15 protein-coding genes and 1 tRNA gene are annotated in these 14,851 nt (G+C 66.2%); 13 read left to right on the top strand and 3 right to left on the bottom strand.

Features of this window, described 5'->3' with window-relative positions:
* Positions 1 to 16 precede the first annotated feature (16 nt).
* From VFW69_RS20435 to VFW69_RS20445, 3 genes are read left to right on the top strand one after another with little or no spacing between them, the layout of a single operon-like run.
* Complete coding sequence (locus VFW69_RS20435; protein ID WP_526503964.1) at positions 17 to 841, top strand: crotonase/enoyl-CoA hydratase family protein; 825 nt, start codon at positions 17 to 19, stop codon at positions 839 to 841.
* A 25-nt stretch (positions 842 to 866) separates the two neighbouring features.
* Entirely contained in the window at positions 867 to 2,120 is a 1,254-nt protein-coding gene (lipE, locus tag VFW69_RS20440; protein WP_526503966.1) for a lipase LipE, read from the top strand.
* 28 nt (positions 2,121 to 2,148) lie between these two features.
* The gene (locus VFW69_RS20445) at positions 2,149 to 2,337 is read left to right on the top strand and encodes a hypothetical protein (protein WP_526503968.1); all 189 of its coding nucleotides are present in this window, start codon (positions 2,149 to 2,151) and stop codon (positions 2,335 to 2,337) included.
* 83 nt (positions 2,338 to 2,420) lie between these two features.
* Here VFW69_RS20445 and VFW69_RS20450 read toward each other — a convergent pair.
* Positions 2,421 to 2,507, bottom strand: a tRNA-Ser gene (locus tag VFW69_RS20450).
* A 37-nt stretch (positions 2,508 to 2,544) separates the two neighbouring features.
* Between VFW69_RS20450 and VFW69_RS20455 the strand changes: the two genes are divergently transcribed.
* Positions 2,545 to 3,513: an NAD(P)H-quinone oxidoreductase gene (locus VFW69_RS20455; protein WP_526503970.1), complete on the top strand. Its 969-nt coding sequence runs from the start codon at positions 2,545 to 2,547 to the stop codon at positions 3,511 to 3,513.
* 111 nt (positions 3,514 to 3,624) lie between these two features.
* On the opposite strand, the gene VFW69_RS20460 is transcribed toward VFW69_RS20455, so the two are convergent.
* On the bottom strand, positions 3,625 to 4,821 hold the full coding sequence (locus VFW69_RS20460) for a cysteine desulfurase-like protein (RefSeq protein WP_526503972.1): 1,197 nt from the start codon (positions 4,819 to 4,821) through the stop codon (positions 3,625 to 3,627).
* A gap of 117 nt (positions 4,822 to 4,938) precedes the next feature.
* On the opposite strand from VFW69_RS20460, the gene VFW69_RS20465 reads away from it, so the two are divergent.
* From VFW69_RS20465 to dprE1, 9 genes are all read left to right on the top strand, one after another.
* On the top strand, positions 4,939 to 6,912 hold the full coding sequence (locus VFW69_RS20465; protein WP_526503974.1) for a DUF6541 family protein: 1,974 nt from the start codon (positions 4,939 to 4,941) through the stop codon (positions 6,910 to 6,912).
* A gap of 78 nt (positions 6,913 to 6,990) precedes the next feature.
* The gene (locus VFW69_RS20470; RefSeq protein WP_526503992.1) at positions 6,991 to 7,440 is read left to right on the top strand and encodes a proteasome activator; all 450 of its coding nucleotides are present in this window, start codon (positions 6,991 to 6,993) and stop codon (positions 7,438 to 7,440) included.
* Positions 7,441 to 7,455: 15 nt separating this feature from the next.
* Positions 7,456 to 8,304: a galactan export ABC transporter ATP-binding subunit Wzt/RfbE gene (gene wzt, locus VFW69_RS20475; RefSeq protein ID WP_526503976.1), complete on the top strand. Its 849-nt coding sequence runs from the start codon at positions 7,456 to 7,458 to the stop codon at positions 8,302 to 8,304.
* Positions 8,297 to 9,229 carry a galactofuranosyltransferase GlfT1 gene (glfT1, locus tag VFW69_RS20480; protein ID WP_526503978.1) on the top strand — a complete coding sequence of 311 codons (933 nt, stop codon included), beginning with the start codon at positions 8,297 to 8,299 and terminating at the stop codon, positions 9,227 to 9,229. Before wzt ends, glfT1 begins: the two co-directional genes overlap by 8 nt.
* A 49-nt stretch (positions 9,230 to 9,278) precedes the next feature.
* Positions 9,279 to 10,109 (top strand): galactan export ABC transporter permease subunit Wzm/RfbD, encoded by an 831-nt coding sequence (gene wzm, locus VFW69_RS20485; protein WP_526503980.1) that lies wholly within the window; start codon positions 9,279 to 9,281, stop codon positions 10,107 to 10,109.
* Positions 10,110 to 10,229: 120 nt separating this feature from the next.
* The gene (locus tag VFW69_RS20490; protein WP_526503982.1) at positions 10,230 to 11,117 is read left to right on the top strand and encodes a TauD/TfdA dioxygenase family protein; all 888 of its coding nucleotides are present in this window, start codon (positions 10,230 to 10,232) and stop codon (positions 11,115 to 11,117) included.
* Between the two features lie 173 nt (positions 11,118 to 11,290).
* Positions 11,291 to 11,770 (top strand): GreA/GreB family elongation factor, encoded by a 480-nt coding sequence (locus VFW69_RS20495; protein WP_526503984.1) that lies wholly within the window; start codon positions 11,291 to 11,293, stop codon positions 11,768 to 11,770.
* Between the two features lie 118 nt (positions 11,771 to 11,888).
* Positions 11,889 to 12,254, top strand: a complete 366-nt coding sequence (locus VFW69_RS20500) for a GtrA family protein (protein WP_526503994.1) — start codon at positions 11,889 to 11,891, stop codon at positions 12,252 to 12,254.
* 32 nt (positions 12,255 to 12,286) lie between these two features.
* On the top strand, positions 12,287 to 13,678 hold the full coding sequence (dprE1, locus tag VFW69_RS20505) for a decaprenylphosphoryl-beta-D-ribose oxidase (RefSeq protein WP_526503986.1): 1,392 nt from the start codon (positions 12,287 to 12,289) through the stop codon (positions 13,676 to 13,678).
* 36 nt (positions 13,679 to 13,714) lie between these two features.
* Here the strand turns inward: dprE1 and VFW69_RS20510 are convergent.
* A partial coding sequence (locus VFW69_RS20510) for a transposase (RefSeq protein ID WP_526503988.1) occupies positions 13,715 to 14,851 on the bottom strand: 1,137 nt, incomplete at its 5' end.

The following is a 14,851-nucleotide window of genomic DNA, read 5'->3' on the forward strand; positions in this document are numbered from 1 at the left end:
ACGCTACGGTCTCGATATGGCGCAAGCATACGAATCCGTCACCGTCGAGACGAAAGACCACGTCGCCCAGGTGACGCTGATCGGACCGGGCAAGGGCAATGCGATGGGACCGGCCTTCTGGTCGGAGATGCCGGAGCTGTTTGCGGCGCTGGACGCCGACCCCGAGGTGCGGGCCATCGTGCTGACCGGCTCGGGCAAGAATTTCAGTTACGGCCTGGACGTGCCGGCGATGGGCGGTTCGTTCACGCCATTGCTGTCCGGCGACGCGCTGGCCGGCCCGCGCGCGGTGTTCCACCGCGAGGTCAAGCGCATGCAGGGCGCGATCAGCGCGGTCGCCGACTGCCGGACCCCCACCATCGCCGCGGTGCACGGTTGGTGCATCGGCGGCGGCGTCGACCTGATCTCGGCGGTGGACATCCGCTACGCCAGCGCCGACGCCAAGTTCTCGGTGCGGGAGGTCAAGCTCGCCATCGTCGCCGACGTCGGCAGCCTGGCCCGCCTGCCGATGATCCTCAACGACGGGCACCTGCGCGAGCTGGCGCTGACGGGCAAGGACATCGACGCGGCCCGCGCCGAGAAGATCGGTCTGGTCAACGACGTGTACGCCGACGCCGACGCCACCCTGGCCGCCGCGCACGCTACCGCCGCGGAAATCGCCGCCAATCCCCCGCTGACCGTGCACGGCGTCAAGGACGTCCTCGACCAGCAGCGCATCGCGGCGGTCTCGGAGAGCCTGCGGTATGTGGCGGCCTGGAACGCGGCCTTCCTGCCGTCCAAGGACCTGACCGAGGGCATCTCGGCGACGTTCGAGAAGCGCCCGCCGCGGTTCACCGGGGAATAACCGGACGCCACGTACCCTCGCTGGGGTGAACCAGCCGCGCACAGCGACTCCCGACGGCAAGATCCGCCTCCCGGCAGACCTGGACTCCGTGACGGCGATCGGCGCCGAGGACCATTCGGAAATCGACAGCGCCGCCGTCGACCGGATCTGGCAGGCGGCCCGGCATTGGTACCGCGGCGGCTTCCATCCCGCGATCCAGCTATGCATCCGACAGCATGGCCGCGTCGTGCTCAACCGCGCCATCGGCCACGGCTGGGGCAACGCCCCGAGCGATCCGCCCGACGCGGAGAAAGTTGCGGTCACGCCCGACACACCGTTCTGCGTGTATTCGGCGGCCAAGGGGATCGCGGCGACCGTGGTGCACATGCTCGTCGAGCGCGGCGTCTTCTCACTCGATGACCGGGTGTGCGAATACATCCCCACGTTCACCAGTCATGGCAAGCACCGGATCACCATCCGGCACGTGATGACACACAGCGCGGGGGTGCCCTTCCCCACCGGGCCCAGGCCGGACGTCACCCGCGCCGACGACCACGACTACGCGCAGCAGAAGCTGGGTGAGTTGCGCCCGCTCTACCGTCCTGGGCTGTTCCACCTGTACCACGCGTTGACCTGGGGTCCGCTGGTGCGCGAGATTGTTTACTCGGCCACCGGCAAGGAGATTCGGGAGATCCTGGCCACCGAGATCCTCGACCCGCTCGACTTCCGCTGGACCAACTTCGGCGTCGCCGAGCAGGACGTCCCGTTGGTGGCGCCGAGCCACGCAACGGGGCGGACGCTCCCGCCGGTGGTCGCGCAGATCTTCCGCAAGGCGATCGGCGGAACAGTGCACGAGATGATCCCGTACACGAACTCCCCGATGTTCTTGACCACCATCATTCCGTCGTCGAACACGGTGTCGACCGCGCAGGAGATGTCGCGGTTCGCCGAAATATGGCGGCGCGGAGGCGAACTCGATGGCGTGCGGGTGATCAGTCCGGAGACTATGTACGGTGCCGTGACCGAATGCCGCAGACTACGGCCCGATTTCGCGGTCGGGTTGCAACCGGCCCGCTGGGGCACCGGGTACATTCTCGGCACCAACCGATGGGGTCCATTCGGGCGCAACGCGCCGCACGCGTTCGGCAACCTGGGCCTGGTCAACATCGCGATCTGGGCCGACCCCGCGCGCGGGCTTTCGGCCGGCGTGGTGAGCAGCGGCAAACCCGGACGGGATCCCGAAGCCCGCCGGTACACCGCCCTGCTGGACACCATCACCGCCGAAATCCCAACTGGTTGACGATGGCGGCAATGGGAACACTGCCCACATGGCTACCTATCGAGTGCTCGACCCGAAGGGCGAGGTCGTCGCGACCAAAGACATCGAAAGCGCCGAGGACGCGCACGCGTGGTTCGTCGACCAAAAGGCCGACAACAGCGAGCTCGGCTGGCGCATGGAAGTCGAGCACGACGGCGAGTGGCACTTCTTCGACGACAGCGAGGGCGATCGAAGCTAGGTGTTTGCGGCGCAGCGCTTTACCGCCGAGATCGGGCGGCGGTCGGGGCTGGCGGCCGAGGGGCTCGGCCCGGCGGACCAGAGCGGTGGCGGAGGGATTTGAACCCCCGGACGGTGTTAGCCGTCTCTCGCTTTCAAGGCGAGTGCATTAGGCCGCTCTGCCACGCCACCGCTGATTAGGGTAGCGGCACTCGGTAGCGTGGCCACCATGCGCGCCATCGTCGCCGAATCCGCCGATCAGCTTTCCTGGCAGGAAGTGCCCGATGTTTCCGCCGGCCCCGGCGAGGTACTGGTCAAGGTCGCCGCCGCCGGGGTGAACCGCGCCGACCTGCTGCAGGCCGCCGGCAAATACCCGCCGCCGCCCGGTGCGAGCGAAATCATCGGCATGGAGGTGTCCGGCGTCATCGCCGATATCGGCTCCGGCGTCACGAATTGGTCCGTCGGACAACAGGTTTGCGCACTGCTCGCCGGTGGCGGCTACGCGGAATACGTCGCCGTTCCGGCTGGCCAGGTGATGCGAATTCCCGACGGTGTCGACCTCGTCGAGGCCGCCGGGCTGCCGGAGGTGGCGTGCACGGTGTGGTCGAATCTGGTGCTGACCGCGCATCTCGGCAAGGGGCAGCTGCTGTTGTTGCACGGCGGGGCCAGCGGCGTCGGCAGCCACGCCATCCAGGTCGCCCGCGCGCTTGGCGTGCGCGTGGCCGTCACCGCCGGGTCGGCGGAGAAGCTGGAATTCTGCCGCGAGCTCGGCGCCGAGATCACCATCAACTACCGCGACGAGGACTTCGTCGCGCGCCTGCAGGAGGCGGGCGGCGCCGACGTGATCTTCGACATCATGGGCGCCTCCTATCTCGACCGCAACATCGACGCCCTGGCCACCGACGGGCAACTCGTGATCATCGGCATGCAGGGCGGGGTCAAGGGTGAACTCAACATCGGCAAGCTGCTGGGCAAGCGGGCGCGGGTCATCGGCACGACATTGCGGGCCCGCCCGGTGACCGGCCCCAACAGCAAGACCGAAATCGTGCAGGCGGTGATCGCGTCGGTGTGGCCGATGATCGCTGAGGGCCGGGTCCGGCCGATCATCGGTGCGCGCATGCCGATTGAGCAAGCGGGAGAAGCCCACCAGAAGCTGGCTGCGGGAGACGTGCACGGAAAGGTCGTGCTGACCGTCTAGCCAGGGGCTGGGCCGTCGAATGTGCGCTGAGGGCTTTCAGTGTGCAAGGTGGGCGAGATTCGCGGCGGATTCCCGCCGTGAGTGCACACGCGATGACGAGGTGAGGGGCGTCTAGCCCAGCGACGCCAGCGCGCGCACCAATTGGTCGACTTCGGCCGTCGTCGAGTAGTGCGCCAGGCCCACCGTGACCGCGCCGCCAACGTCGTTGACGCCCAACACATCGAGGGCGCGGGAACTTTCGTTGGTGACGGCCAGAATCCCGTTGTCCACCAACCGCTGGACTACTCGCTCGGCGGGCACGCCGCTCAACGCGAAACTGACCACCGGGATTCGGACCTCCGGACGGCCGATCACCATCACCAATGGCAGCGACCGCAACGACACCATCAGGTAGTCGTAGATCCGGTTCAGATACGACGTGGCGGATTGCATCGATACCGCCAGGCGTTCGCGCCGGCCACCGCGGGCGGATTCGTCGAGCGACGCCAGGTACTCGATGCTGGCCACCAGCCCGGCCAGCAGACCGAACTGGTGCGCGCCGATCTCGAGGCGTGCCGGCCCGACGGCCTTGGGGTCAGGCGAGATGGAACTGAACGAGTTGAGCAACGCGGGATCGCGAAACACGATCGCCCCGATCGGCGGACCGCCCCACGCCGCAGCGTTCACCGCCACCACGTCGGCATCGGTTTCCTTCATGTCGAGCAGGCGGTAGGGCGCCGCGGCCGAATGGTCGACCACCACCAATCCACCGACGTCGTGCACCAACTTGGTCGTCGCCCGCAGGTCGGTGACCGTGCCCAGCGTCGCGGAGGCCGAGGCGACGGCGACCAGCCTGGTCGACTTCCCGATGAGGCCCTCCCACTGCCATGTCGGGAGCTCACCGGTCTCGATGTCGATCTCGGCCCACTTGACCTTGGCGCCGTACCGGTGTGCCGCGCGCAGCCACGGGGCGATGTTGGCTTCGTCGTCCAGGCGGCTGACGATGACCTCGTAGCCCAGGCCGGCCCGCGACGACGACGCCTCGGCCAGCGCCGACAACAAGATCGCGCGATCAGCCCCCAGCACGACACCGGCGGGGTCGACGTTGAACAGGTCGGCCACCGCCGCCCGCGCCGCCTCCAGAACAGCGGCACTGCGCTGCGCCGATGGGTGTGCGCCCACCGTAGTGGGACCGGACCTGCGGAAAGCCGTCGACACCGTGGTCGCGACGGAATCGGGAATGAGCATCCCGCTCGGGGCGTCGAAGTGGACCCAGCCGTCACCCAGCGACGGATGCAGTCCGCGCACCCGGGCGACGTCATATGCCATGTGGGCCACCTTAGGCTTCCGCTTTTTTGCGAAACTGTGACGGTAGCGGGTGCCACAGACGTGCCGGCCAGTTGGTGGCCTCCCGAGCCAGGGCACCCGGCCAGCCATACTAGTCGAGTGGGGCTCTGGTTCGGAACGCTCATTGCATTGTTCTTGCTGATAGCGCCCGGGGCGATCATCGCACGTATCAGTCAGCTGTCTTGGCCGGTCGCTGTCGCGGTTGGCCCGGCGCTGACCTTCGGCGTGGTCGCGCTCGCCATTATTCCGTTTGGTGCCATCGGAATTCCGTGGAACGGCTGGACCGCGCTCGCGGCGCTGGTCGTGGTGTGCCTGCTGATGATCGGCCTACAGCTGCTGCTCGCCCGCTTCCGCGACCGCGACGCCGAAGCCCGGGGGGTCAGCCGCTGGCCCGCCGTCGCGGTGGGCGCGGGCGTGTTGTTGGGCGCGCTGCTCATCATGTGGGCCGCCTACCGCGGCCTCGCCGCCCATTGGCAGACCATCCCGAGCACCTGGGACGCCGTCTGGCACGCCAACGAGGTGCGTTTCATCCTGGACACCGGCCAGGCGTCGTCGACGCACATGGGCGAGCTGCGCAACGTCGAGACCCATAAGACGCTGTATTACCCATCGGTGTTCCACGCCCTCGTCGCCGTGTTCTGTCAGCTGACCGGGGCGGCGCCCACCACCGGCTACACGCTGACTTCGGTCGCCGCATCGGTCTGGCTGTTCCCGACCAGCGCGGCGATGCTCACCTGGCATCTGCTGCGGCGGCACACCACCCAGTGGCGCAGCGCCGGGGCGGCGGCCACCGCGGCGACGCTGTCGGCATCGTTCACCGCGGTCCCCTATGTCGAGTTCGGCGTCGCCGCGATGCCCAACCTCGCGGCCTATGGAGTCGCGGTTCCGGCTTTCGTCTTGATCACCACCACGCTGCGCCACCGCGACCGCATCCCGGCGGCCGTCCTGGCGTGGGTGGGCGTCATGTCGGTGCACATCACCGGCGGGGTGATCGTGTTGTTGTTCCTCGTGGCCTGGTGGCTGATGGATGCCGTGTGGCGTCCGGTGCGCGGCAGGCTGGCCGATTTTGTCGCCCTGGCCAGCGTTGCGGTGGTCTCCGGACTGATCCTGTTGCCGCAGTTCATCAGCGTCCAGGGGCAGGAAGACATCATTGCCGGCCATTCCTTTCTGACCTACCTCAGCAAGAAGCGAGGAGTTTTCGACGCCGTGTTCCAGCACTCCCGCCACCTCAACGACTTTCCGGTGCAGTACGGGCTGATCGCGGTGACGGCCATCGGCGGGGTCATTTTTCTGGTCAAGAAGATCTGGTGGCCGCTCGCCTTATGGCTGGTGCTCGTGGTGGTCGACGTCGACGCCGGAAATCCGCTGGGCGGCCCGATCGGTGCGGTGGCCGGAATGTTCGGCGAGTTCTTCTACAAGGATCCGCGGCGGATCTCGGCCGCTATCACCCTGCTGCTGGAGCCGATGGCCGGCGTCGCGGTGTTCGCGATCGTCGTGGGCGTCGTGGCCGGCGCCAAACGGGTGACCGGCCGATTCAAACCACTTCCGGCCCCGGTCTGGGTGTCGGCCACCGCCGTGCTGCTGGTGGCGACCACCGTCCTCACCGGGCGCCACTACCTGTATCGGCACCTGGTGTTATTCGGCGACAAGTACGACTCGGTGATGGTCGACCAGCGCGACCTGATGGCCATGGCCTATCTGGCTAAGCTGCCCGGCGCTCACGAGACGTTGATCGGCAACGCCAACACCGACGGCACCGCGTGGATGTACGCCGTCGCCGACCTGCATCCGCTGTGGACCCACTACGACTACCCACAGCAGATGGGTCCGGGTCCCAACCGATACATCTTCTGGATCTCGGCCCGCAACGGCGATTCCGATCCGCGGGTCGTCGAGGCGATTAAAGCGCTCAATATTCGCTACATCTACACCAGCTCGCCGACTGTCCGGGGGTTCGCCGTACCCGAAGGACTAGTGTCACTGGATAAGTCGAAGTCGTGGGCGTTGATCTACGACAATGGCGGTGCCCGAATTTATGAATGGCGCGGAAACGGCACGACGCCACACCCCTAGTCCACAAAGGATGGTGAACGATTGAGTACCCGCAACGATGACGACGACGTCGAAATCATCGGCGGCGTCGACCCGCGAATGATGGCGCTCGCCGACGACGACGCCGACGCGCGTTCCCTGACCGACCTGGTTGAGCAGCCGGCAAAGGTGATGCGAATCGGAACGATGATCAAGCAACTGCTCGAGGAGGTGCGCGCCGCACCGCTGGACGAGGCCAGCCGTAACCGGCTGCGCGAGATCCACGCGACCAGCATCCGGGAACTGGAGGAGGGCTTGGCACCCGAACTGCGTGAGGAACTCGATCGCCTCACCCTGCCCTTCAACGAGGACGCCGCGCCGTCCGACGCCGAATTGCGCATCGCCCAAGCGCAGTTGGTCGGCTGGCTGGAAGGGCTGTTCCACGGCATCCAGACCGCGCTTTTCGCGCAGCAGATGGCCGCCCGCGCGCAGCTGGAAAAAATGCGCCAGGGCGCGCTTCCCCCGGGCATCGGTAAGCCGGGCGCGCCCGGGCACGGTCAGTACCTGTAAGCAGACGCAGCACCAATGACGCCGGATTCTGGTCCTCACATCGAGACGCACAACGCGTGGGTGGAGTTTCCCATCTTCGACGCCAAGTCGCGCTCGTTGAAGAAGGCCTTCTTGGGCAAGGCCGGCGGCACGATCGGCCGCAACAGCTCCAACGTGGTGGTGGTCGAAGCGTTGCGCGACATCACCATGTCCCTCGAGTTGGGCGACCGGGTCGGCTTGGTAGGCCACAACGGGGCGGGCAAATCGACTCTGCTGCGCCTACTTTCGGGCATCTACGAACCCACCCGGGGTTGGGCGACGGTCACCGGCCGGGTCGCACCGGTCTTCGATCTCGGCGTCGGCATGGACCCCGAGATCTCCGGCTACGAGAACATCATCATTCGCGGTCTGTTCCTGGGTCAGACGCGAAAGCAGATGCTGTCCAAGGTCGACGAGATCGCCGAGTTCACCGAGCTGGGCGACTACCTGTCCATGCCGCTGCGCACCTATTCCACCGGAATGCGTGTCCGCCTGGCGATGGGCGTGGTCACCAGCATCGACCCCGAGATCCTGCTGCTCGATGAAGGCATCGGCGCGGTGGACGCCGACTTTTTGAAGAAGGCGCAGTCGCGGTTGCAGAGCCTGGTGGAGCGCTCCGGAATCCTGGTATTCGCCAGTCATTCCAACGAATTCCTGGCCCGGCTGTGCAAGACGGCGATGTGGATCGACCATGGCGTCATCCGCATGTCCGGCGGCATCGAAGACGTGGTGCGCGCGTACGAAGGGGAGGACGCGGCCCGGCACGTCCGCGAGGTGCTGGAAGAGACCCAGCAAGCGAATCGGCTCGAGACACCCCTGGCCCAAAGAGCATCCGGGGATGAGTGAGACCGTCTTCGCCGTCGTCGTCACCCACCGGCGCCCCGACGAACTGGCCAAATCGCTCGATGTGCTGAGCACGCAGACCCGGCTGCCCGATCACCTCATCGTCGTGGACAATGATTTTTGCGGCGAAGGCCCGGGCTCCGGGCGGATCCGCGACCTGGTGGCCGGCCAACCGATCCCGACCACTTACCTGGCCTCACGCCGAAACCTCGGCGGTGCAGGGGGTTTCGCGCTGGGCATGCTGCACGCGTTGGCCCAGGGCGCCGATTGGGTGTGGCTGGCCGACGACGACGGGCGTCCGCAGGACTCGAGCGTTCTGGCCACCCTGCTGGCCTGTGCCGAAAAGCACGGCCTTGCCGAGGTATCTCCGATGGTCTGCAACTCCGACGACCCGGAACGGCTGGCTTTCCCACTGCGCCGCGGCTTGGTATGGCGCAGGCGCGCAAGCGAATTGCGCACCGAACCGGGGCAGGACTTCCTGCCCGGGATCGCCTCGCTGTTCAACGGCGCGCTGTTTAAGGCCGCCACCTTGGACGCGGTGGGCGTCCCGGACCTGCGGCTGTTCATCCGCGGCGATGAGGTGGAGATGCACCGCCGGCTGGTTCGGTCCGGCCTGCCGTTCGGGACCTGCCTGGACACGATCTACTTGCACCCGTGCGGATCCGATGAGTTTCGGCCGATTCTGGGTGGCCGCATGCACACCCAGTATCCCGACAACCACACCAAGCGGTTCTACACCTACCGCAACCGCGGCTACCTGCTGTCGCAGCCCGGCCTGCGCAAGCTGCTGGTGCAGGAATGGGTGCGGTTCGGTTGGTTCTTCCTGGTGACCCGTCGCGACCCGCGCGGTCTGCTGGAATGGATCCGCTTGCGGCGCTTGGGGCGTCGCGAGCAGTTCGGCAAGCACGACGGGGGCGGACCCCGATGACGCGCGCCGGCGACGATGCAGAGCGAAGCGATGAGGAGGAGCGGCGCAGATGACCTTCGTCGACGCGGCGGCACAGTCGCGCACCCTTACCCGCGCCCGAGGCGACCTCGCCGACGGCTTCCGCCGGCGCGAGCTTTGGCTGCACCTGGGCTGGCAGGACATCAAGCAGCGCTACCGCCGCTCGGTGCTGGGACCGTTCTGGATCACCATCGCGACCGGAACCACGGCCGTCGCAATGGGAGGCTTGTACTCCAAGCTTTTTCATCTCGAGCTGTCGCTGCATCTGCCGTATGTGACGCTGGGGCTGATCATCTGGAACCTGATCAACGCCGCCATCCTGGAGGGCGCCGACGTCTTCGTCGCCAACGAGGGACTGATCAAGCAACTGCCGACGCCGCTGAGCGTGCACGTCTACCGGCTGGTGTGGCGGCAGATCATCTTGTTCGCGCACAACATCGTCATCTACGTCGTCATCGCGATGATCTTCCCCAAACCCTGGTCGTGGGCCGATCTTTCGGTGATCCCGGCGCTGGCGCTGATCGTGCTCAATTGCATCTGGGTGTCACTGTGTTTCGGCATCCTGGCGACCCGCTACCGCGACATCGGACCGTTGCTCTTTTCGGTGGTGCAATTGCTGTTCTTCATGACGCCGATCATCTGGAACGACGACACCCTGCGACAGCAAGGCGCCGGGCGCTGGTCGAAGATCGTCGAACTCAACCCGCTGCTGCACTATCTCGACATCGTGCGCGCCCCGCTGCTCGGCTCGCATCAAGAACTGCGGCACTGGGCCGTGGTGCTGGTGTTGACGGCCATTGGCTGGCTGATGGCCGCCGTCGCCATGCGCCAGTACCGCGCCCGGGTGCCCTACTGGGTGTAAGGGGCCGTTTCTCGTCGGGTCATCGCCATCTGCAAGAGGCCCTCCATGCCGGCTTGCTTGCCGGGGGTTCGTTTTGGGTGGACAGTCATGCTCAAACCTCGACTGCGACGGAGGGCGCCAATGGAAATCGTGCCGTTGGGCCCGGGCTTCGCCGCGGAATTGCGCGGAGTCACCATCCACGACGTTGCGGCGGCCGACGCCGAATACATGACGGTGCGCGCGGCGTTCGAGGAGCATTCGGTTCTAGTCCTTCGTGACCAGGACGTCACCGATGAAGCACAACTTGCCTTCTCACGCCGCTTCGGGCCGCTCGAGATCACCAAGGTGAATTCGCAGGGCCACGGCACCAACCTCGTGATCCTCACGACCCTCGACGAGAAGGGCTACGTGGTGCCAGAAGATGACCGGCTCGCCCTGGACAACAAAGCCAACCAGCTCTGGCACACCGACAGTTCGTTCAAGCCGGTGCCGGCGCTCGCTTCGGTGCTGTCGTCGCGCATCGTTCCGGCCCAGGGAGGTGAGACCGAGTACGTCTCCACCCGGCTTGCGTTCGAGCGCCTCGATCCGGCGGTGCAGCGGCAGCTGGAAGATTCCTTCGCCTGGCACGAATACGCCTTTTCGCGCGGCAAGATCGCGCCCGACCTGGTCGGACCTGCGGAGCGGGCGGCACTGCCGCCGCAATGTTGGCGCCTTGTGTGGAAGAACCCGGTCAATGGCCGTAAGGCGCTGTACATGGCCTCACACACCTACGCGATCGAGGGCATGGAACGGAAAGCGGCGCAAGAGTTGCTCGGCGAGCTGACCCAGGCGGCGACGGCGCCCGGTGCGAGCTATCTGCACTCGTGGCGCGAGGGCGACGTGGTGATGTGGGACAACCGCGCCGTCATGCATCGTGGCCGGCCGTGGCCGGCCAGAGAGCCGCGCTACATGGTGCGGAGCACCATCGCCGCGACGGCCGTCGACGGGCTCGACGCGATGCGTGCGCCGATGCGCCGGGCGGCGGAATGACGGTGCGGGCGATGGGGAGCTGTTCGGCTGGCGGTTCGCCGAACGGCTGGTGGCCCGAGGCATCACCGGGGCAGCAGTGACGCGCCGCGCCAACGGGCCGAACGCTAGCGGCCTGCCCGTCGTGGTGTCACACTGGAACGCCACCTGAGCAACTGGGCGAAAGGTCCACCGACGTGAGCAAAAAGGCCCCTTCAGCAGCGGACGCCGCGCGGATCAGCCTCGAAGCGGAGCTGGACCGGCTACGGCAACGGCGTGAGCGCCTCGAGGCCGAGGTCAAGAACGACCGCGGCATGGTCGGCGATCACGGTGACGCGGCCGAGGCGATCCAGCGGGCAGAGGAACTGGTGTTGCTCACCGACCGGATCGGCGAATTGCACCGGCGCTTGCGGACCGGGCCGTCGGATGCCGGCGCGTCGGAGACGCTGCCCGGCGGCACCGAGGTGACCTTGCGGTTCGCCGACGGTGAAGTCGTCACGATGCACGTGATCTCGATCGTCGAGGAGACTCCCGTCGGCCGGGAGGCCGAGACGCTGACCGCGCGCAGCCCCCTGGCCCAGGCCCTGGCCGGGCGGAAACCGGGCGACACGGTGACCTACTCGACGCCGCAGGGCGAGAACCAGGTCGAGCTGATCTCGGTCAAGCTGCCCCGCTGACGCTTGGCGGGTAGTGCCCGGCGCCCCCGTTAGACTCCCCTCGATGGTTGCCCCGGTACCCGATTCCGCGTCTGAAGCCTCCCCGGCGCGGGCGAACTTGAGCCTGACGACGCAGGTCATACGATTCGTCGTCACCGGCGGTATGGCGGGAATCGTGGACTTCGGGCTCTACCTGCTGCTGTGGAAGGTCGTGGGCGCACAGGTTGACCTGTCCAAGGCCACCAGCTTCATCGTCGGCACCATCACGGCCTACCTGATCAATCGCCGCTGGACCTTCCAGGCGACCCCCAGCACCGCCCGGTTCGTCGCGGTCATGGTTCTCTACGCGATCACGTTCGCCGTCCAGGTCGGGCTCAACCATCTATGTCTGGCGTTTCTGCACTACCGGGGCTGGGCGCCCCTCGTCGCGTTCGTGATCGCGCAGGGCACCGCGACGGTGATCAACTTCGTGGTGCAGCGTGCCGTAATCTTCCGCATCCGCTGAGCCGCACGGCGCAAGCGGTACCCTCTTTGACGATGTCGAGCACCGATCCCCTGACCAAGCCCGCCCGGCTGATGGGCTTCGGGCGCACCGCGCCGTCGGTGGCCCAGGTGCTCTTCAGCCGCGATCCCGAGGTGATCGCCAAGGCGGTGGCCCGGGTGGCCGACTCGGCCGATCCCAAGAGCCGCGGCGTGATCGCCCGCGGGCTTGGCCGCTCCTACGGCGACAACGCGCAAAACGGCGGCGGCCTGGTGATCGACATGACCGGGCTCAATCGCATTCACTCGATCAGCGCCGACACCAGGCTGGTCGACGTCGACGCCGGCGTCAGCCTGGACCAGTTGATGAAGGCGGCGCTGCCGTTCGGGCTCTGGGTTCCGGTGCTGCCGGGAACGCGCCAGGTCACCGTCGGCGGCGCGATCGCCTGCGACATCCACGGCAAGAACCACCACAGCGCGGGCAGCTTCGGTAACCACGTCCGGTCGATGGATCTTCTCATGGCCGACGGCACCGTCCGCACCATCACCCCCGACGGGGACGATGCCGAGCTGTTCTGGGCAACCGTCGGCGGCAACGGCCTGACCGGGATCGTGCTGCGCGCCACCATTGCCATGACGCCCACGGAGACGGCCTACTTCATCGCCGACGGCGTCGCCACCAAGGACCTCGACGAAACGGTCGCCGTTCACCTCGACGGCAGCGAGGCAAACTACACGTACTCCAGCGCCTGGTTCGACCTGATCAGCCCGCCGCCGAAGCTGGGCCGCGCCGCGGTCAGCCGCGGCAGTCTGGCCAAGCTCGATCAGCTGCCGAAGAAGCTGGCCAAGAACCCGCTGAAATTCGATGCGCCGCAGCTGTTGACGGTGCCGGACGTGTTCCCGATCAGCGCGATGAACAAGCTGTCGTTCATGGCGATCGGCGAAGTGTATTACCGACTGGGCGGAACGTACAGCGGCAAAGTCCAGAATCTGTCGCAGTTCTACCACATGCTCGACCTGGTCAGCGGCTGGAATAATGCTTACGGCCCAAGGGGTTTCGCCCAACACCAGTTCCTGGTCCGGCCGGACGCGATGGACGAGTTCAAGGCCATCATCCGATGGATCCAGACCAGCGGACACTACTCGGCGCTGAACGTGTTCAAGCTCTTCGGCCCCGGCAACCGCGCACCGCTGAGTTTCCCGATGGCCGGCTGGAACGTCGCCATGGACTTCCCCAACAAGCCGGGGATCAACGAGTTCCTCAACGAACTCGACAGGCGCGTGCTGGAATTCGGCGGACGGGTCTACACCGCCAAGGATTCTCGCGTGAGCGCCGAAACCTTCCACGCCATGTATCCGCGCATCGACGAATGGATCGCGGTGCGCCGCAAGGTAGATCCGACAGGGGTGTTTGCCTCCGACATGGCGCGACGTTTGGAGCTGCTCTAAGTGACTTCTCTGACAACCGAAGTCGCCAGCTTCTTTTCACGCGACGTGCGCGTGAAGGGCCAGCCCAGCCCTGAGTATGTTGCGTGCCGCCTGTTCGTCGGCCTGCACGGTGTATCCACACGATCGGCATCTGAATTCGGCTTGGTTCACGCGGTTTTTCCTACTCGTGTAGTTACAGACTTCGCACCGGTTCGAGGAGTGCCTGGGGTCAACATCGATCCAGATGCGTCCAGCGTCTTCCGCTTTGGTGCGCAGAATCGAGAGGAACTGACCCCAGCCGGCGTCACAGATACTTCTATTGAGCCCCGTCTTGGCGGTAGCCCCATTTGGCAAAAACCCGCCTTCTTGGCCAGGGTCGGGCACGGGTTTGCTCCGCCGGGTCATGTTGGCGATTGCGAGATTTTCGACAACGAGCAAGTCGTAGCACTCAACGAGTTGCAGTGCGACCTTGTGGTGGAAGTCGCGGCGAGCGTTGGCGACTTTGCGGTGCCGGGCGGCCACAGTCTCACGTCGGCGGCGCCGATTGTTGGACCCACGCTCGGCGCGTCCCAGCCGCTGTTGCGCGGCCGCCAGCTGGGCTGCAGCGGTGCGTGCCCACTGCGGATTCTTCACGTGCCTACCGTCCGAGATCGTAATGAAGCTAGCGACTCCTACGTCTATCCCGGCCTGCCGTCCGGTGGCTGGCAGCGGGTTAGTCGGTATGTCGTCGCAAGACAGGACCAACATCCAGCGGCGGCCTTGCCGGAGAATCTGTATCGTCTTCACCCGACCCAGCACTTTACGATGCGCCGTGACTTTGACTTGCCCGATACCTTGCAGGTACACGCGGTCGGAGTCCGGGTGCCAGCGGGCACCGTCGCCGTCTTTCGGCCATTCCACACTGCCGAACCGAGTCCGGCCTTTAAACCGCGGATACCCTGGCCTCGCACGGGCCTTGACCCGGCGGAAAAAGCTCTCGAAGGCTTTGTTGAGCCTGCGCAATGTCGCCTGTTGACTCGAGTAAGACCAAAGTGCCATATCGGGACGGACGATACGGATTTCGGTGAGCTGCGCGGCTTGATCCCCGTATCGGATCCGGGTTTTGCTGTGCGTCCACGCGTTTCGACGCTCTTGCAACGCGGCGTTGTAGAGCTCGCGATGGGATTCCAAACACGCAGCAAGCGCCACGTGCTG

It is taken from the genome of Mycobacterium sp., assembly GCF_036273375.1.
GTDB lineage: Bacteria > Actinomycetota > Actinomycetes > Mycobacteriales > Mycobacteriaceae > Mycobacterium.

Excerpts from the sequence above, each read along its gene's own strand:
- VFW69_RS20435 (WP_526503964.1), top strand. The coding sequence starts at position 17 with ATGGCGCAAGCATACGAATCCGTCACCGTCGAGACGAAAGACCACGTC.
- VFW69_RS20445 (WP_526503968.1), top strand. The coding sequence starts at position 2,149 with ATGGCTACCTATCGAGTGCTCGACCCGAAGGGCGAGGTCGTCGCGACC.
- VFW69_RS20455 (WP_526503970.1), top strand. The coding sequence starts at position 2,545 with ATGCGCGCCATCGTCGCCGAATCCGCCGATCAGCTTTCCTGGCAGGAA.
- VFW69_RS20460 (WP_526503972.1), bottom strand. The coding sequence starts at position 4,821 with ATGGCATATGACGTCGCCCGGGTGCGCGGACTGCATCCGTCGCTGGGT.
- VFW69_RS20470 (WP_526503992.1), top strand. The coding sequence starts at position 6,991 with ATGATGGCGCTCGCCGACGACGACGCCGACGCGCGTTCCCTGACCGAC.
- wzt (WP_526503976.1), top strand. The coding sequence starts at position 7,456 with ATGACGCCGGATTCTGGTCCTCACATCGAGACGCACAACGCGTGGGTG.
- glfT1 (WP_526503978.1), top strand. The coding sequence starts at position 8,297 with ATGAGTGAGACCGTCTTCGCCGTCGTCGTCACCCACCGGCGCCCCGAC.
- wzm (WP_526503980.1), top strand. The coding sequence starts at position 9,279 with ATGACCTTCGTCGACGCGGCGGCACAGTCGCGCACCCTTACCCGCGCC.
- VFW69_RS20490 (WP_526503982.1), top strand. The coding sequence starts at position 10,230 with ATGGAAATCGTGCCGTTGGGCCCGGGCTTCGCCGCGGAATTGCGCGGA.
- dprE1 (WP_526503986.1), top strand. The coding sequence starts at position 12,287 with ATGTCGAGCACCGATCCCCTGACCAAGCCCGCCCGGCTGATGGGCTTC.